We start from the raw sequence: 17,733 nt of genomic DNA on the forward strand, positions 1-17,733 counted from the left end.
AGATTCATAAGATACATTAAGTTTTAATTGAAATATTTCATAAATTCTGGTTAAAATTTTCAGATTTGATGATAATGGACTTCAAGTGATGAAAAAAAACGAAAAATATTTTGAATCGTAATAGTTTTAGCTACTTTAGCAACGTAATAATGAAACAATAATGGATACTTTATTTACTTGGAACCGATTCTATTTTTTCTTCTTTTATTTTAAAAGTAAGAACGGGATCGCTATGTAAAATAAATAAAGCAAAAATTTATAAAACTAGAATCCCGATGAAAAATCGGGATTTTTTTTTGAAACGAAATGAAAAAAAGAGTATTGGATCATAAAGAATGTACCAATACGAACCAAATTAGTTTATGAAACAAAAGGTTGCTATACAAGGAATAAAAGGGTCCTATCATCACGGGGTTGCTCAGGCATATTTTGGAGAAGATGTAGTTGTTGATGAATGTATGTCATTTCAGGAATTGATACACAGTTTAGAGCAAAATAAAAGTACAGATGCAGTTATGGCAATAGAGAACTCAATTGCAGGGTCGATTATTCCTAATTATGCATATATAGATGAGCATAATATTACTATTAGCGGAGAATATTTTCAACCGATCCATCATTGTCTGATGGCTTTAAAAGGTCAGAAAATTTCAGATATCAAAGAAGTGTATTCTCATCCCATGGCATTATTACAATGTAAAGAATTTTTTAGAGGATTGCCACATATTAAATTAGTAGAGGATGCGGATACTGCAGATGTAGCTAAGCGTATTCATGATCAACAATTAGAAGGAATTGCAGCTGTAGCAGGAGAAACAGCAGCAAATATCTATCAACTAAATATTTTAGCCAAAGAGATTCAAACCATAAAGTCAAATAGTACTAGGTTTTTTATTCTAAATACCAGAAAAGATTCAAAAGTAGCAAAAGAAGAAATTAACAAGGCATCTTTAAAATTTCTGACAGATCATAAAAGAGGAAGCTTGGCGACAGTGCTTAATGTAATGAGTGATTGTGGACTTAATTTAACCAAAATTCAATCATTACCTATTATCAGTATGCCTTGGAAATATTCGTTTTTTGTTGACGTTACCTTTACATCATACAAAGATTATGAGAAAGCAATGTCTATTTTAGAAATTATGGCGTTAGAATTAAAAGTACTTGGAGAATATAAAAATCAAAACGGATGAACATTGAAACCGCAAAAAGATTAGAGACAGTAGAAGAATATTATTTTTCCAGCAAGCTACGAGAAGTAAGAGGTTTAGTTGCAGCCGGTAAACCTGTTCTCAATATGGCTATTGGGAGTCCAGATTTAGACCCTCCCAAAACTGTTGTGCAGGCAATACAAGATGCGGTGACTGTAAACGGAGCACATAAATACCAAAGTTATCAGGGATTGCCAGAATTAAGAGAAGCTATTTCTGAATTTTATAGCAAAAAATATCAAGTGTCTTTAAATCCTGAAAATGAAATTCTTCCTTTGATGGGGTCTAAGGAAGGAATTATGCATATTTCTTTGGCATACCTAAATGAAGGAGATGAGGTATTAGTACCTAATCCAGGATATCCTACATATACTTCAGTTACCAATTTGGTTGGAGCAACCCCCGTGTTTTATGATCTGATAGAAAATAATGGCTGGGAACCTGATTTTCATAGCCTTTCAAAAATGGATTTAAGTAAGGTGAAAATTATGTGGGTGAACTACCCTAATATGCCTACAGGGGCTTCAGGAAGTGTGAAGCTCTATGAAAAGATGATTGATTTTGCTAAAAAACATAGTATTCTATTGGTTAAGGATAACCCATATAGTTTTATTCTAAATGATAGTCCTATAAGTATATTATCTATTAAAGGAGCAAAAGAAGTAGCATTAGAGTTAAACTCTTTGAGTAAAACGTTTAATATGGCAGGTTGGCGTGTGGGAATGGTAAGTGGAAGTGCTGATAAGATTGAAGCTATTTTGAAGGTGAAAAGTAATATGGATAGTGGCATGTTTCAGGGCATACAACGAGGAGCAATAGCAGCATTACGAATTTCAGATGATTGGTATGATAAAATGAATGCAATTTATAAAGAAAGAAGAGTTTTAATATGGCAATTAGCTTCACTATTAGGTTGTAGTTATGATCAAACTGCAAAGGGAATGTTTGTTTGGGCAAAATTACCTAAAGGAATTGATGCGATAGAATTTATAGATAACATATTGTATAAAAATGATGTATTCATTGCTCCAGGAGATATTTTTGGAAGTAATGGAAAAGGATATATACGTTTTTCACTTTGTGTATCCAAGGAGAATATTAAGGAAGCGATAAAAAGATTACAAGTAACAGCATGAAAGTATTCATTATAGGAATAGGATTAATTGGTGGCTCTTTTGCTATAGACATTAAAGCGACATTTAATGAAGCAAAGGTGTATGGTATAGATAAGAATGATGAGAATCTTGAGAAAGCGCTAGGATTAGGATTAATTGATCATAAGTCGAGTTTTGATGAACTAGATAAGGCTGATGTTGTCATTGTTGCGATACCTGTAGATACAACAGTAGAAATATTACCTATGATTTTGGATAGTATCCACGATGATTGCCTGGTTTTTGATGCAGGTTCAACCAAGGGGAAATTATGTGATACGATTTCACAACATCCTAAGCGTAGAAACTATTTGGCGGCACATCCAATTGCTGGAACAGAATTTTCTGGGCCGCAAGCAGCAATTGCGAATTTGTATCGAGGAAAAACTAATATCATTTGCGAGGTTGAAAAAACAGCATTTAAATTGCAAGAAAGGGGAATGGAGATTTTTTCTAGATTAGGAATGAGAATTCGATATATGGACCCTTCTTCACATGATAAACATATTGCTTATGTATCTCATTTATCACATATTAGTTCTTTTATGTTAGGTAAAACTGTAATTGAGAAAGAGAAGAATGAAAGGGATATTTTTGATATGGCAGGTAGTGGATTTGCTTCAACTGTTCGTTTGGCAAAAAGTTCACCAGCGATGTGGACCCCTATTTTTAAACATAATAAGGATAATGTAATCGAAACCTTGGAAGAATATATTGCAAATTTAGAGCAGTTTAAAAAATTAATGAAAGAAGATAATTTTGATGAAATTTATAAAGAAATGGAAGATACAAATCATATTAAAGCAATTTTGAAAGGAATAACTTAAAAATGCGATAACTTACGTAAACACAATAAAAAAATAACAATAACAACAAAGATTAAAAATAAAGATGGAGAATAAGAAAGAACTTAGAAATTGGCTTGATGCATACAACTTGGATCATCCATTAGTTATCGGCGGACCTTGTAGCGCAGAAACTGAAGATCAGGTGTTGAAAATTGCACACCAACTTAAAGATTCTGATGCAACTGTAATGCGTGCAGGTATCTGGAAACCAAGAACCAGACCAGGTAATTTTGAAGGTGTTGGAGCTTTAGGTTTAAAATGGTTGCAACGAGCCAAAGAAGAAACAGGGATGAAAATTGCTACAGAAGTAGCAAGTCCTCATCATGTAGAATTAGCTTTAGAACATGGTGTGGATGTTCTTTGGATAGGTGCAAGAAGTACAGTTTCACCTTTTATCGTGCAGGATATTGCAGATGCTTGCAAGGGAATAGACAATCCTGTATTGATAAAGAATCCAATTAACCCTGATTTATCGCTTTGGTTGGGAGCTGTAGAACGTTTTTATACTGCCGATGTTAAAAACCTGGGGGTAATTCATAGAGGGTTCTCAACATACGAAAAAACAAAATATCGTAACATTCCAGAATGGCAAATACCAATCGATTTACAAAATCGTTTTCCGGATTTACCATTGATTCTTGATCCTTCTCATATTGCTGGAAGAAGAGATTTAATTTTTGATTTATCTCAAACAGCTTTGGACTTAAATTTTGATGGGTTAATTGTAGAAACTCATTATGATCCAGATAATGCATGGAGTGACGCAAAACAACAAATTACACCAGAAACACTAATTCAGCATATGAAAGATTTAAAAATTCGTAAAGAAGTTGGGGTGGATGAAGCATATCAGAAAGCATTAGGAGAACTTCGTGCTAAAATTGATATAGCAGATAATCAATTGTTAGAGACTTTGTCAAAAAGAATGAAAATTTCTGATGAGATAGGAGCGGTAAAAGCAAAACAAAATGTTGCTATTTTACAATCTAAACGTTGGAATGAGATATTAGGGAAAATGATTCTTGAAGGTGAAGAAAAAGGATTAAGTGAAGAATTTATATTAAGAATTTATAAAGCGATCCATCAGGAATCAATTAATCATCAGGAAAAAGTGGCAAGAGGATAAAAAAAACACCCTCCTGTTATGCATAAATAGCAGGAGGGTATATATTTATAAAATATTATTTTTTTCTTTTGAAAGTGTAGCGAGTAACGTATATACCATTACCATCACCTTTACCACCATAACTTTCTACTCCACTGTTCACAAAAGCTAATTCCCAGCCTTCAGAAGACATAGTGTTAAGTTTAGAAGTTACAATAGCATCATTGGCAACAATGTTTTGAAAACGGATTCCGCCAAGGTTATAAAAGTTCAAAAGCTTAGTTTCATCAAAACCTTTAACACGAATTTCTCCACGGTCTGATTTGTTTCTTTTGTCTTTTTCACCTGTACGAGTAGAAGTGAATTCTTTGTAATCTCTGGTTTCGTTTGTAGTAAGCATTCTTGATCTACCTAAACCATTAGGAACAATCGATTCGATTACGGTAACAATTTGAAATTCATAAACATCTTGTGCAAAAGTAGATTGTAAGCCAAGAATAACTAAAGCAAAAAGTAATAGTTGTTTTTTCATAATTAATTGAATTTTAGATTAACTCCAGGCACATAATCAATAGTTATGCCAAAAAAAAGAAAGATAAGATTACGTTTTTTTTAATTAAGAAAAAAATAAGCCCTTTGAAAATATTAATATTTGCATCTTTGTATTTATGACAGGTACTGTTTATAAATCTACAGGAAGTTGGTATACCGTTAAAACAGATAATGGTAAAGTATACGAATGCCGGATAAAGGGCAAGTTTAGGATAAAAGGTATTAAAAGCACAAATCCGGTAGCTGTTGGTGACCTGGTAGATTTTAAATTAGAAACTAACAATGATCAGGAGACTGGAGTAATTGAAAATATTCACGAAAGACAGAATTATATTATCAGAAAATCTGTGAATTTGTCAAAACAAACTCACATAATTGCATCAAATATTGATGTTGTGTTTTTGTTAGTTACATTAAATAACCCTACGACATTTACCACATTTATTGATCGGTTTTTGGTGACAGCAGAAGCCTACGGAATCAGAGCTGTCTTGCTTTTTAATAAGATTGACACCTATAATGATGATGAACTTGTAGAGGTTAAATATTTAGCTGCGTTGTATAGAAAAATAGGATATGAATGTATAGGAATATCAGCAAAGACGGCTAAGAATGTAGATAAAGTAAAATCAATTATGGAAGGCAAAGTAAGTATGTTTTCGGGACATAGTGGAGTTGGAAAATCTACCTTAATAAATACCATAGAACAAGGGTTTTCATTAAAAACAGCCGAGATTAGTAATCAACATCAACAAGGTCAGCATACAACGACTTTTGCAGAAATGTTTGATTTGAGTTTTGAGGCTAAAATTATTGATACCCCAGGGATAAAAGGTTTTGGAGTTGTTGATATGGATAAAGAAGAACTTGGAGACTATTTTCCTGAGTTTTTTGAACTAAAATCTGAATGTAAATTTAATAACTGCTTACATATCAATGAGCCTAAATGTGCTGTTAAAGCGGCTTTAGAAAATGAAGAAATAGCTTGGTCCAGATATAAAAGTTATCTGCAGATCCTTGAAGGAGAAGAAGAACACTACAGGAAAAATAATTATGATGAAGATTGATTTTTTATCATATTATAACTAGACGATTAGAGTAAATCAATTATCATTAATTTTTTTTAAAAAAAGTTCTCAGTTTCAAAAAATGAAACTCGTACTGTGTATACTTGCACTATAAATTAAATGTGTATTTAAATTAAAGCTTAGCTTTTTTAATTATTAATAGAATAAATGAGAGCAGTAATTCAAAGAGTTTCTGAGGCATCAGTAACCGTAGAAAGTAAGGTTGTGTCAAAAATATATCAAGGATTACTTATTCTAATCGGAATTGAAGAAGATGACTCAGAGGAAGACGTACAGTGGTTGTCGGGAAAAATATCAAGACTTAGAATATTTGCAGATAGTGAAGGAATCATGAATAAAAGTATACAGGAGATAAATGGAGAAGCAATAGTTGTAAGTCAATTTACATTACACGCTAGTACAAAAAAAGGAAATAGGCCGAGTTACATAAAAGCGGCAAGGCCAGAAACGGCAATTCCTTTATATGAAAGCTTTGTGAAACAATTAGAAATGGATTTGGAAAAGAAAGTAGGTACGGGTATATTTGGAGCCGATATGAAAGTATCATTACTTAACGATGGGCCAGTTACCATAATTGTAGACACAAAAAATAAAGAATAAGAATACCCCTTAAAAAAACATTTTTTATGCTGCAAAAAATACTACTGGTTTCGGTTGTATTGACACTATTTGGGATAGAGCAAGTTACTGCTCAGGATAATGTAAAATTACAAACGATACTCCTTGATTCTACACTGACCAAAAATGCTAATGCTATTGTTAGGTCTGAAGATGTGACTATTGAAATCAATTCTATTACTTCTGTTGTTATCAAAACAAAAAGAACCGTTACTGTTTTAAATAAGTACGGTAATGGGTATGCTGATTCATACGAGGGATATAGTCCATCAAGGAAAATTAGAAAATTAGAGGCTGTTATTTATAATGCGCTTGGGAAAGAAATAAAAAAATATAAAAAGAAAGACTTTCAGGACCGTAGTGCAGTTAGTGGAGGAAGTTTAATGGAAGATACTCGCATTAAATATTTTGAATATACTCCAATAAGTTACCCTTACACCCTTACTTTTGAAAGTGAAATTGAGAGCTCTTCCTCGGCATTTATACAACGATGGAAACCTATCTTAGCATATCGATTGAGTATAGAAGAATCTAAATATAAGATATTAAATCCCAAAAAAATACCTCTTCGGCTTAAAGAAACAAATTTTGAAAACTATTCAATTGATAAAAATAAAAATGATGAAGAGGTAACATATGCTATATCTAATGTCTCCTCTCAGCTTCCAGAAAGATATGGTCCTTCACATAACGATATAGTGCCAATAGTACATGTCGCATTAAACAATTTTTCCTTAGAAGGTGTCAAAGGTTCTGCAACAGATTGGAAAACATTTGGAAAATGGCAGTATGATAAACTGATCTCAGGAAGAAATAAATTACCAGCAGAAACTATTAAGAAAATAGAAACATTAGTAGCTAATGCAAAAACACCTAAAGAAAAAGCAAAATTAATATATGAATATGTACAGGGTAAAACTAGGTATATAAGTGTGCAATTAGGAATAGGAGGGTGGATGCCTTTTCTTGCAGAAGACGTAGATCGATTAGGGTATGGAGACTGTAAGGCACTTACCAATTATACTAAAGCCTTACTTGATAGTCAGAATATACCAGCATATTATACCATAGTGTATGGAGATAGAGGTAGAAGAGATATAGATGACGAATTTGCTTCTATGCAGGGAAACCATGTGATATTGAACATACCTGATGAGGAAGAAGATATATGGTTAGAATGTACTAGTCAAACGTTACCTTTTGATTTTATTGGTGATTTTACAGATAATAGAAATGTCTTAGTAATTAAACCAGAAGGAGGAGAAATTAAAAAGACAAAGAAATATATTCCTGAAGAGAATTTACTTCATACTACTGCGACAGTTAATCTTGGAGTGGATAAAACTATGTCTGCAACTCTTAAAAAAGTATCGCAAGGTTTAGAATATAATTGGAATTATGATATTCAGTTTGAAACACCTAAAGATCAAAAATTATATTATAAAGAATATTGGGGGTATATCAATAACTTAGAAATAAAAGGAATAGAACTTAAAGATGATAAAGATACTGTAGAATTTACAGAAGATATAGAAGTTTTCTGTTCATCCTATGCAAAAAAAGTAGGAAGTCGCTTATTGATATCACCAAACATATTTAGTTGGGATCAAAGCAATCTACCTAAATATGATAATAGAAAAACTCCTTTAGTAATATCTAGAGGGTATGTAAATACCGATGAATATATTATTAACCTTCCAGAAGGCTTTATAATGGGAAACTTACCTAAAAAAAAATCTATAGAAACCGCTTTTGGTAAGTATAGTTATGAGTTGGAAAAACTCAGTGAAACTCAAATTAAATTTAAAAGATTCTTAAAAATTATTGACGGGACTTTCCCAAAGGAGAAATATGAAGAGTATAGAAAATTTAGATCTCAAATAAAAAAAATAGACAAATCAAGAATAGCACTAAAACAACAATAAATAACCAATTAATTAATATGAAAAACTTAGAAAAGCTAGTTTTAGGTTTCATCCTAATGGTATCAATAAGCAGTTTTGCACAAGAATATAAGTTTGGACAAGTTTCTAAAGAAGAATTATTAGCCTCTACCTCAGAGATAGATAGTACAGCAGATGCTGAGGTGCTTTATGAAAATAAAAAAATTTATTTTCGATATGATGAAAATGATGGATTCAAATTAATAACAGAGGTGTTTAAAAGAATCAAACTATATGATAAAAATGGATTTGATTACGGTACAGATAAAGTACTCCTGTACAAAAGAGGAAATGATGATGAGAAAATTACAGGCTTAAAAGGTGTTACATATACACTAAAAGATGGTAGTGTCATAGAAACAAAATTAAAGAAGGATGGAATATTCGAAAATGAATACTCAGAATTTTATGACCAGGTAAAGTTTACCATGCCTTCTTTACAAGAAGGATCTGTTATAGAATATAAATATAGAATAACTTCTCCTTTTGTGTTTAATATTGATAGAATTCATTTGCAGCGTAGGATTCCAATCAAAAAATTAGATGTTTATGTCGAATCTCCCGAATATTTCAATTTTAAAAAACTAAGTACTGGATATCTTCCTGTTAATTTGAAGGAATCTTCGAAGAATGATAAAATACGATATACTTCCAAATCAAGAACGGGTAATGGACTTACTTCGGCAAGAGCAACATTTTCAAATAGAGAGATAGATTATACAGTAAATACATATACGATTACATCTCAGGATGTTCCCGCATTTAAGGAAGAACCATATTCAGGTAACCCATATAATTATATATCTTCTATTATTTTTGAATTACAATATACAAAATACCCTAGCGGAGAAACTAGAAATTATTCTACTACCTGGGAAAGTGTCGCAAACAGAATTTATAATAATGATAATTTTGGAGGAGAGTTAAAGAAAAGTAATTATTATAAAGAAGACATGGATCAATTACTCAAAGGAATAGTTGACCCCTCAGAGAGAATGCTTTTGATTTACAGGTTTGTTAAAGACAGAATGAATTGGAATAAGAAATATTCTGTGTACACCAGAGATGGAGTAAGAAAGGCTTATAAAGAGAATACAGGTAACGTTGCAGAAATTAACCTAATGCTTACTTCAATGTTGAGATATGCAAAGATAGATGTGAATCCTATTTTAGTTAGTTCTAGTAATAAACCTGCGGCATTATTTCCAACTTTAGATGGATTTAATTATGTAATTTCTAGAGTTAAATTACCAAATGGGAACGTTTATTATCTGGATGCTACAGATAAATATGCTTTACCTAATATTTTACCTGATCGGGTAATTAGAGGTTCAGGAAGAGTAATTGCAAAAAATGGAACTTCTCAAAGAATTGATCTTAGACCTACAGAACCATCAACTAATAGGTATATGATACAATGTCAAATGGATAAGGAAGGTATGATAGACGGGAAATTTAATGTTCGTCATATGGAATATTTTGCACATGACTTTAGAGTAATAAATGGAGCAAAAGATGATGAAAGCAAAATAGAACGTTTTAAAAAAAGGTTTGGTATTGATGAAATAGAAGAATATACTGTTAAAGGAGTAAAAGAATACGGTAAAGGTGTGAGTGAAAGTTTTAATTTTAAATCTTACGACCAGATAGAATTGATTGACAATGAGATGTATTTTTCTCCGTTATTATTTTTAAGAGATAAAGAGAATGTTTTTAAATCTGATGAAAGAGCGTATCCAATAGATTTTGGTCATGGTTTTACTAATACGTATATGGTAAGTATTAAGATTCCAGAAGGATACGAAGTGGCCGAAATGCCAAAAGCAGGAGGTTTTAAAATGCCCGAAAACGTTGGTGCTTTTTCTTTTAAATCCAATGTATCGAATGGTACAATACAAGTTATCGTTAATGAAACAGTCAATACGCCTTTTCTTAATGCAGAGTATTATTTGGTGTTAAAACAGTTTTATAATCAGCTTATCGAAAAAGAAAATGAACAAATAGTGCTTAAAAAAATATAATTATGGATATCCAAAATGCACAAGAAGCCGTAGATGATTGGATCAAAAATCACGGAGTTAGATATTTTAATGAACTTACTAATATGGCACAACTTACAGAAGAAGTAGGTGAAGTTGCTAGGATTATTGCTCGACGATATGGAGAGCAAAGTGAGAAAGAAAGTGATAAAAATAAAGATCTGGGAGAGGAATTGGCAGATGTTGTATTTGTAGTATTATGTTTGGCTAATCAAACAGGAGTGAATTTGCAGGAAGCCTTTAATAAGAAATTAGACATAAAAACAAAAAGAGATCACGATCGTCACCATAATAACGAAAAATTAAAATAATGTTTAAAGAAATAATTTCTTCTAAAAAATATTGGAAAACTGTTGTTTTTATAGGAGTAGGCTTTATTATTGTTTTTAGTGTGATTGAGCATTTAATGCAATATGGAGGCTTGTCTCTGGATATATTTATTGAAGAAAGAATTAGTCAAGGAAGATGGATGAGATATTTTTTATCTCGTGTGGCAGGAGGATTGATGTATGGGATGATTATGGGGTATTATTTTGAATTAAGAAAACGAAAATCAAATAGATAGTATGAATTTGAAATTAGAGCATATTTCGAATATTAGAAATAACACATTACAAATCACAGGGTCAAAAAGTGAAACTAATAGACTACTCATACTTCAGGCATTATATCCGAATATAAGTATTGAGAATGTGTCGAATAGTGACGACTCAGAATTAATGCAAAAAGCATTACAAAGTGATGAACTAGTCGTAGATATTCATCATGCAGGAACGGCGATGCGATTTCTTACAGCATATTTTGCAGTTAAAGAAGGAAGAGAAACTGTGTTGACTGGAAGTAAAAGAATGAAAGAAAGGCCGGTCAAAATATTAGTAGAAGCTTTGCAGCAATTAGGTTGCGAAATTAGTTATGAGAATGAACATGGATATCCACCTATTCGAATTCAAGGAAAACAACCTAGTACAAATCATGTCGCTTTACAAGCAAATGTAAGTAGTCAGTATATTTCTGCATTAATGCTTATTGCTCCTTCATTGCCAGACGGATTAGAAATAGTATTAGAAGGAAAGGTAACTTCGGTACCTTATATTAATATGACGTTAAGTTTGTTGAAGGATGTAGGTATAGAAGGCACCTTTCAAAACAATAGAATTACTATTGGCTCATATCAAGAGGTTACTTCAAAAAGTGTAGTTGTAGAATCAGATTGGAGTTCTGCTTCCTATTTCTATAGTATTGTTGCACTATCTAACGATAAATCAGTAACTATTGGTAGTTATAAGAAAGAAAGTTATCAGGGAGATTCATCTTTATCAGAGATATATAAATACTTAGGAGTAGAAACAACATTCGGTAAGAATACAATTACATTAAAAAAAGTTTCAGATTCGGTTTTAGCGCTTCCTGAAGGACTAGACTTATCTAATTCACCTGATATTGCTCAAACAATTGCTGTAACGTGTTTTGGATTAGGAGTAGGGTGTTATCTCACAGGTCTTCATACGCTTAAGATTAAGGAAACTGATCGCTTAGAAGCATTAAAAACAGAAATCGAGAAGTTAGGGGGGCAAGTCCATATCACAGAGGATACCTTACGCTTAGAACCTTCTGATACAATAAGTAAAGATGTATCTATAGCAACCTATAATGACCATCGTATGGCAATGGCTTTTGCACCACTAGCATTAAAGACTTCATTGTTTATCGAAGATGCTAATGTAGTTTCGAAGTCTTATCCTGATTTTTGGTTAGATTTAAAAAAGTTGGGTTTTGAAGATTCTAATGTTTAGTGTGTTAGAGTCTGTTATGAGTAATACAAATTACCCTTGCTTTTAAAAGATTATATTGGGTGGATTGAGGTGAAAACTTTAAAAAATAGCATTAAAAGAAACATGAATAGTATTGTTTTTTGAATTTAGATAATGGGTTTGGTCTGTTATACAGTAAAATAAACGTAGAAAATATATCTTGATTTACTTGACAACCCCTATCGCAAGATTGTATATTTGCACCTTCAAAAAATAAACACGAATGAAGCTATCACATTTCAATTTTGACCTTCCACAAGAGTTATTAGCCGAGTACCCTGCAGAAAACAGAGATGAATCTCGTTTGATGGTTCTTAATAGAAAGGAACAGACAATAGAGCATAAGCAGTTTAAAGATCTTATAGATTATTTTGAACCTAATGATGTTATGGTTGTCAATAATACTAAAGTTTTTCCTGCCAGATTGTATGGAAATAAAGAGAAGACAGGTGCTAGAATTGAAGTGTTCTTACTACGGGAGTTAAATTCTGAAACTCGTCTTTGGGATGTTTTGGTTGACCCAGCTAGAAAAATACGTATAGGAAATAAACTATACTTTGGAGATGATGAAAGTTTAGTCGCAGAAGTAATAGATAATACTACATCTAGAGGACGTACTTTACGTTTTTTATATGATGGTTCATATGATGAATTTAGACAGAAACTTAATGATTTAGGTGAGACTCCACTTCCAAAATATATCAAAAGAGAGGCTGAGCCAGAAGATGAAGAACGATATCAAACGATATATGCCAAAAATGAAGGAGCTGTAGCGGCACCAACTGCAGGGCTTCACTTTTCTAAGCACTTAATGAAGCGTTTAGAAATCAAAGGAGTAGATTTTTCAGAAATTACATTACATGTTGGATTGGGAACGTTTAACCCTGTAGAAGTAGAAGATCTATCTAAGCATAAAATGGATAGTGAAGAAGCTTATGTAACCGCAAAGGCCGCTGAGACAATTAATAACGGTATTACTAACAAAAGAAGAATTTGTGCTGTGGGAACTACAGTAATGAGAGCTTTAGAAAGTTCTGTGTCTTCAGATAGAACATTAAATGAATTTAGAGGATGGACCAATAAATTTATCTTTCCTCCTTATGATTTTAGTATTGCAAATTGTATGATAACTAATTTTCATACACCAAAATCAACATTATTAATGATGGTTTCGGCATTTGCAGGGCATGATTTTATCAAAGAAGCTTATGAAGAAGCTGTTAAGGAGAAATATAAATTCTATTCGTATGGTGATGCGATGTTAATTATCTAAGAATTTAAAGTTTTGAATAAAACCCTGCTAAACCCCGAATTTGGTAGGGTTTTTTCATATGTTTCTAGAAATTAGCATGTTAAATTGTTTTTTTCGCAAAAAAAGTGTTATTTTCGATGCCTTTAAAAATTACGGCTTTACCGTAATTTTTACTGTGTATAGAAAAATAATTATATCAATTCTATCGAAAAGTATGTTTTATGAGGCTTATAAATGTACTTTTTATAGATTTGCATTGTTTTTTTGTATGTTCCAAATTTATGATACAAGAATTTAACCTATATAGTATAATGAAAAAAGTAATTTATTACATAGCCTTCTTTTGTGCTGTTTTTTCTTTTGCCCAAACCAAAGTTGGAGATGTCCATTTTAATGATGTCGATGTTTTTGATAAATCAGAACTCATGCTTAATGGAGCAGGAGTAAGAGAGAAAATGTATGCGATCGCTTTATACCTGGATTTTGAAGTAGATGGTGTAGAGGATGGTGTAATGGTAGCCGAAAAAGACAAAACCATGGCGATGACAATTAAAATTACATCATCAATTGAAGATAGTGATTTTAAAAATATTGTGAGAAATGGTTTAGAAAGAGCTACAGATGGAAATAGTTATTTGTTAGAAAATCAAATAAGAGATTTCCTTAATCTTCTTCCCAATAAGATTAACAAGTTTGACATCTTTAGAATTCTTTACGTTAAGGGAGGTAGTCTGTCTCTATTCAAAAATAAAGAACTCTTAGGGACAATAAATAGTAAGGAGTTTAAAAAGGCTCTATTTAAAATTTGGTTAGGAGAGAATCCTGTTGATATGGAGCTAAAAGAAGATTTATTAGCTTCATATGAACCCAATCCTATCTTGGGAAGATGGAAAACATATGATAAGAAGAGTGGAGTTGCTATAAATATAGTTCAACTGTACATTATAGAAAATAAGGTATACGGATCTATTCAAAGAATGTTACGAATTTCAGAAAGAGATGCTATCTGTTATGAATGCCAAGGTGATGACAAGAATCAAAATGTTGAAGGATTAGTGATTATAAAAGGTTTAAAATTGAAAGGTGATAAATATGTGAATGGAAAATTTACTGATATTAAAAACGGTAACGTTGCAGAATGTCAAATGTGGATCGATGAAGATGACTCTAATATCCTTAATGTAAAATATAAAGGTGGTGGAGGTGTTCATCAGTGGAAAAAGGTAAAAGAATAGAATCACGTAATAGTAAAAAAAGAAGACCCTTGATAGCAATGTCAAGGGTTTTTTTTGATAACCTTAATAAAGAGTAGAGTTGTTGCCTTGAGTACCATTTTATCTTTTTACTTTTGCAAAACGTATGAATGTGAAGAAAAAAGACATAAGAGCATTAACAAAGGACCAGTTGAGAGTATTCTTTCAAGAAAATGGAGATCAATCCTTTAGAGGTAATCAAGTCTATGAGTGGTTGTGGAGCAAGGGAGCACATAGCTTTGATGATATGACTAATATTTCAAAAGCAACAAGGCAAATGCTTGAAGAAAACTTTGTAATTAATCATATTAGAGTTGACCAAATGCAACGCAGTACCGATGGTACTATAAAAAATGCAGTGAGATTACATGATGGATTAATTGTAGAATCAGTATTGATACCTACCCCGACCAGAACAACAGCCTGTGTGTCATCTCAAGTGGGATGTAGTTTGGATTGTAAATTTTGCGCTACAGCTAGGTTAAAAAGGATGAGGAATCTTAATGCAGATGAGATTTATGATCAAGTAATGGCTATTGATAAAGAAAGTAGATTATATCATAATCGACCCTTGTCAAATATTGTTTTTATGGGAATGGGAGAGCCATTGATGAACTACAATAATGTAATTAAAGCAATTGATAAAATTACTTCTAGTGAAGGACTAGGAATGTCACCAAAAAGAATTACATTATCCACTTCTGGAGTGCCAAAAATGATTAAGAAAATGGCAGATGATGAAGTGAAGTTTAAGTTAGCAGTCTCCTTACACTCTGCAATTGATGATGTTAGAACCTCAATAATGCCATTTAATGAAACGTTTCCTCTTTCAGATCTTAGAGAAGCTCTTGAGTATTGGTATAAAAAAACAAATAGTAGAATAACTTATGAATATGTAGTCTGGGATGGTATTAATGACAGACGAGAAGACATAGATGCTTTAGTAAAATTTTGCTCTTATGTTCCTTGTAAAGTAAATTTGATAGAATATAACCCAATCGATGATGACGGGTTTCAACAGGCATCAACCAAAGCCATTGATAATTATATTAATGCCCTTGAAGCTCGTAGGATTGTTGTTAATGTGCGTCGCAGTAGAGGTAAGGATATTGATGCTGCTTGTGGTCAACTTGCAAATAAATCATAAGAAAATGTGTTGTTCATCATTTATAGAGAACACTATTAGAAAACTAATTTTTTTATGAAACCAAGGTTAATAGTTTTGTCTGATATATGGGGAATTGAAAAATCAGATTGGGTTGTAAATTATGTAAAGATTTTAGAAACTGAATTTGATATAAAGTATTATGATTCTTGCAAATTAGGAAAGGTGAGTAAGAACTTATATGAAGAAAGTAGTCTTCACTCTCAATTTCTTGAAAGAGGAATTAGTACAGCAACAGATAGATTATTAGAGTTGGAAAAAGGAAAGGTTACTATTCTTGCTTTTAGTATAGGAGGAACAATTGCATGGAAAGCAGCGTTGAAAGGTTTGGATGTTAATAAATTTTATGCAATTTCTTCAACAAGACTAAGATATGAAACTACAAAACCAGAAGGATGTATAAAGCTTTTTTTTGGGGAACATGATGATTTTAAACCAGAAGCAAACTGGTTTGAGCAATTAAGAGTAGAATACGAAATTAGTAGAGGAAAAAAACATGAGATGTATACTGATAAAAATTATGCAATAAAGATCTCTAATGAAATAAAAAGGAGGGTAAATATTCAATGATCATAAAAGAATTGATGATATAAAAAGTTAATATTTCTATATATAACACTATCTGTTTCAAAGAAAAACTATTTACAGTATCTTCGCATTACATAAGGAAACAGAATCAAGTACGACGTATTGAAAGTTGTAGAACAAATAAAATTACCAATCATTGATGAAATGGAGCTTTTTGAACAAAAGTTTTCAGAATCAATGTCTTCCAAAGTTGCTTTACTCAATAGAATAACTCACTATATTGTAAACCGAAAAGGAAAGCAAATGCGACCAATGTTTGTTTTCCTGGTTTCAAAAATGGTTTCTGGAGGTGAAATTAATGAACGGACCTATAGAGGAGCTTCGGTAATAGAATTAATTCATACAGCTACTTTGGTTCATGATGATGTTGTCGATGATTCTAATCAAAGACGAGGTTTCTTTTCTATTAATGCTCTTTGGAAAAATAAGATAGCAGTTTTGGTAGGTGATTATTTATTATCTAAAGGCCTGTTGTTATCTATTGATTATGGAGATTTTGATCTTTTAAAAATTATTTCGGTAGCAGTACGGGAAATGAGCGAAGGAGAATTGTTGCAAATCGAAAAAGCCAGAAATCTTGATATTACAGAAGAAGTTTATTATGAAATTATCCGTCAGAAAACAGCAACATTAATCGCAGCTTGCTGTAGTTTGGGAGCATGTTCTGTAGCCCCCGATTCTGATCATGTTCAGAAAATGAAAATGTTTGGGGAACTTATAGGAATGGCTTTTCAAATTAAGGATGACTTATTTGATTATGGCGATGATGTTATAGGAAAACCTACAGGAATTGATATTAAAGAACAAAAAATGACGCTTCCTCTGATTTATACATTAAATCATTGTACTCCAGAAAAAAAGAAATGGCTCATTAATTCTGTAAAAAATCATAATAAAGATAAAAAGAGAGTCAAAGAAGTAATAAATTTTGTGAAAACAAGTGGCGGATTAGAGTATGCCATTACAATAATGCATGAGTTTAAAAATAAAGCTCTTTCTATTTTATCAGAATACCCAGATTCTAATTATAAGACATCATTGGAGCTTATGGTTACTTATGTAATTGATCGCAAAAAGTAGTATAAAACTGCTGATTTATAACATAA

The 17,733-nt window shown here is 31.9% G+C and carries 17 protein-coding genes; 16 read left to right on the forward strand and 1 reads right to left on the reverse strand.

Annotated features, from left to right (window positions below; translation table 11 throughout):
- Positions 1-362: 362 nt before the first annotated feature.
- The 4 genes from PQF96_RS16905 to PQF96_RS16920 all read left to right on the forward strand — a co-directional run bounded on the left by PQF96_RS16905 (position 363) and on the right by PQF96_RS16920 (position 4,339).
- Positions 363-1,193 carry a prephenate dehydratase gene (locus tag PQF96_RS16905; RefSeq protein ID WP_271767551.1) on the forward strand — a complete coding sequence of 277 codons (831 nt, stop codon included), beginning with the start codon at positions 363-365 and terminating at the stop codon, positions 1,191-1,193.
- The gene (locus PQF96_RS16910; RefSeq protein WP_271767553.1) at positions 1,190-2,347 is read left to right on the forward strand and encodes a pyridoxal phosphate-dependent aminotransferase; all 1,158 of its coding nucleotides are present in this window, start codon (positions 1,190-1,192) and stop codon (positions 2,345-2,347) included. The genes PQF96_RS16905 and PQF96_RS16910 overlap by 4 nt, the downstream gene beginning before the upstream one ends.
- Positions 2,344-3,192 carry a prephenate dehydrogenase gene (locus tag PQF96_RS16915; protein ID WP_271767555.1) on the forward strand — a complete coding sequence of 283 codons (849 nt, stop codon included), beginning with the start codon at positions 2,344-2,346 and terminating at the stop codon, positions 3,190-3,192. Before PQF96_RS16910 ends, PQF96_RS16915 begins: the two co-directional genes overlap by 4 nt.
- 64 nt (positions 3,193-3,256) lie before the next feature.
- Positions 3,257-4,339: a bifunctional 3-deoxy-7-phosphoheptulonate synthase/chorismate mutase type II gene (locus PQF96_RS16920; RefSeq protein WP_109438817.1), complete on the forward strand. Its 1,083-nt coding sequence runs from the start codon at positions 3,257-3,259 to the stop codon at positions 4,337-4,339.
- Between the two features lie 55 nt (positions 4,340-4,394).
- On the opposite strand, the gene PQF96_RS16925 is transcribed toward PQF96_RS16920, so the two are convergent.
- Entirely contained in the window at positions 4,395-4,850 is a 456-nt protein-coding gene (locus PQF96_RS16925) for a hypothetical protein (protein WP_109438816.1), read from the reverse strand.
- Positions 4,851-4,986: 136 nt separating this feature from the next.
- Between PQF96_RS16925 and rsgA the strand changes: the two genes are divergently transcribed.
- The 12 genes from rsgA to PQF96_RS16985 all read left to right on the forward strand — a co-directional run bounded on the left by rsgA (position 4,987) and on the right by PQF96_RS16985 (position 17,707).
- Positions 4,987-5,937, forward strand: a complete 951-nt coding sequence (gene rsgA / locus PQF96_RS16930; RefSeq protein ID WP_109438815.1) for a ribosome small subunit-dependent GTPase A — start codon at positions 4,987-4,989, stop codon at positions 5,935-5,937.
- A gap of 168 nt (positions 5,938-6,105) precedes the next feature.
- Positions 6,106-6,558, forward strand: coding sequence for a D-aminoacyl-tRNA deacylase (dtd, locus tag PQF96_RS16935; RefSeq protein ID WP_143915893.1), 453 nt, complete (start codon positions 6,106-6,108; stop codon positions 6,556-6,558).
- A 26-nt stretch (positions 6,559-6,584) separates the two neighbouring features.
- A complete protein-coding gene (locus PQF96_RS16940; RefSeq protein WP_271767557.1) occupies positions 6,585-8,501 on the forward strand; it encodes a DUF3857 domain-containing protein in 1,917 nt (638 codons plus the stop codon).
- 17 nt (positions 8,502-8,518) lie between these two features.
- Entirely contained in the window at positions 8,519-10,540 is a 2,022-nt protein-coding gene (locus PQF96_RS16945) for a transglutaminase (protein WP_271767559.1), read from the forward strand.
- Positions 10,541-10,542: 2 nt separating this feature from the next.
- Positions 10,543-10,869 (forward strand): nucleotide pyrophosphohydrolase, encoded by a 327-nt coding sequence (locus PQF96_RS16950; protein ID WP_109438811.1) that lies wholly within the window; start codon positions 10,543-10,545, stop codon positions 10,867-10,869.
- Complete coding sequence (locus tag PQF96_RS16955) at positions 10,869-11,123, forward strand: hypothetical protein (protein WP_143915896.1); 255 nt, start codon at positions 10,869-10,871, stop codon at positions 11,121-11,123. Before PQF96_RS16950 ends, PQF96_RS16955 begins: the two co-directional genes overlap by 1 nt.
- A 1-nt stretch (position 11,124) precedes the next feature.
- The gene (locus tag PQF96_RS16960) at positions 11,125-12,351 is read left to right on the forward strand and encodes a 3-phosphoshikimate 1-carboxyvinyltransferase (RefSeq protein WP_271767560.1); all 1,227 of its coding nucleotides are present in this window, start codon (positions 11,125-11,127) and stop codon (positions 12,349-12,351) included.
- A gap of 241 nt (positions 12,352-12,592) precedes the next feature.
- A complete protein-coding gene (gene queA, locus PQF96_RS16965) occupies positions 12,593-13,642 on the forward strand; it encodes a tRNA preQ1(34) S-adenosylmethionine ribosyltransferase-isomerase QueA (protein ID WP_109438808.1) in 1,050 nt (349 codons plus the stop codon).
- Between the two features lie 290 nt (positions 13,643-13,932).
- Positions 13,933-14,856, forward strand: coding sequence for a chalcone isomerase family protein (locus PQF96_RS16970; RefSeq protein ID WP_271767562.1), 924 nt, complete (start codon positions 13,933-13,935; stop codon positions 14,854-14,856).
- Positions 14,857-14,980: 124 nt separating this feature from the next.
- The gene (gene rlmN, locus PQF96_RS16975) at positions 14,981-16,021 is read left to right on the forward strand and encodes a 23S rRNA (adenine(2503)-C(2))-methyltransferase RlmN (RefSeq protein ID WP_271767564.1); all 1,041 of its coding nucleotides are present in this window, start codon (positions 14,981-14,983) and stop codon (positions 16,019-16,021) included.
- Between the two features lie 54 nt (positions 16,022-16,075).
- A complete protein-coding gene (locus PQF96_RS16980) occupies positions 16,076-16,609 on the forward strand; it encodes an alpha/beta hydrolase (RefSeq protein WP_271767565.1) in 534 nt (177 codons plus the stop codon).
- 120 nt (positions 16,610-16,729) lie between these two features.
- Entirely contained in the window at positions 16,730-17,707 is a 978-nt protein-coding gene (locus tag PQF96_RS16985) for a polyprenyl synthetase family protein (RefSeq protein ID WP_109438804.1), read from the forward strand.
- The last annotated feature ends 26 nt before the right edge of the window (positions 17,708-17,733 follow it).

It is taken from the genome of Aquimarina algiphila (assembly GCF_947494415.1).
Taxonomy (GTDB): Bacteria; Bacteroidota; Bacteroidia; order Flavobacteriales; family Flavobacteriaceae; genus Aquimarina; species Aquimarina algiphila.

Excerpts from the sequence above, each read along its gene's own strand:
- PQF96_RS16905 (WP_271767551.1), top strand. The coding sequence starts at position 363 with ATGAAACAAAAGGTTGCTATACAAGGAATAAAAGGGTCCTATCATCAC.
- PQF96_RS16910 (WP_271767553.1), top strand. The coding sequence starts at position 1,190 with ATGAACATTGAAACCGCAAAAAGATTAGAGACAGTAGAAGAATATTAT.
- PQF96_RS16915 (WP_271767555.1), top strand. The coding sequence starts at position 2,344 with ATGAAAGTATTCATTATAGGAATAGGATTAATTGGTGGCTCTTTTGCT.
- PQF96_RS16920 (WP_109438817.1), top strand. The coding sequence starts at position 3,257 with ATGGAGAATAAGAAAGAACTTAGAAATTGGCTTGATGCATACAACTTG.
- PQF96_RS16925 (WP_109438816.1), bottom strand. The coding sequence starts at position 4,850 with ATGAAAAAACAACTATTACTTTTTGCTTTAGTTATTCTTGGCTTACAA.
- rsgA (WP_109438815.1), top strand. The coding sequence starts at position 4,987 with ATGACAGGTACTGTTTATAAATCTACAGGAAGTTGGTATACCGTTAAA.
- dtd (WP_143915893.1), top strand. The coding sequence starts at position 6,106 with ATGAGAGCAGTAATTCAAAGAGTTTCTGAGGCATCAGTAACCGTAGAA.
- PQF96_RS16940 (WP_271767557.1), top strand. The coding sequence starts at position 6,585 with ATGCTGCAAAAAATACTACTGGTTTCGGTTGTATTGACACTATTTGGG.
- PQF96_RS16945 (WP_271767559.1), top strand. The coding sequence starts at position 8,519 with ATGAAAAACTTAGAAAAGCTAGTTTTAGGTTTCATCCTAATGGTATCA.
- PQF96_RS16950 (WP_109438811.1), top strand. The coding sequence starts at position 10,543 with ATGGATATCCAAAATGCACAAGAAGCCGTAGATGATTGGATCAAAAAT.
- PQF96_RS16955 (WP_143915896.1), top strand. The coding sequence starts at position 10,869 with ATGTTTAAAGAAATAATTTCTTCTAAAAAATATTGGAAAACTGTTGTT.
- PQF96_RS16960 (WP_271767560.1), top strand. The coding sequence starts at position 11,125 with ATGAATTTGAAATTAGAGCATATTTCGAATATTAGAAATAACACATTA.
- queA (WP_109438808.1), top strand. The coding sequence starts at position 12,593 with ATGAAGCTATCACATTTCAATTTTGACCTTCCACAAGAGTTATTAGCC.
- PQF96_RS16970 (WP_271767562.1), top strand. The coding sequence starts at position 13,933 with ATGAAAAAAGTAATTTATTACATAGCCTTCTTTTGTGCTGTTTTTTCT.
- rlmN (WP_271767564.1), top strand. The coding sequence starts at position 14,981 with ATGAATGTGAAGAAAAAAGACATAAGAGCATTAACAAAGGACCAGTTG.
- PQF96_RS16980 (WP_271767565.1), top strand. The coding sequence starts at position 16,076 with ATGAAACCAAGGTTAATAGTTTTGTCTGATATATGGGGAATTGAAAAA.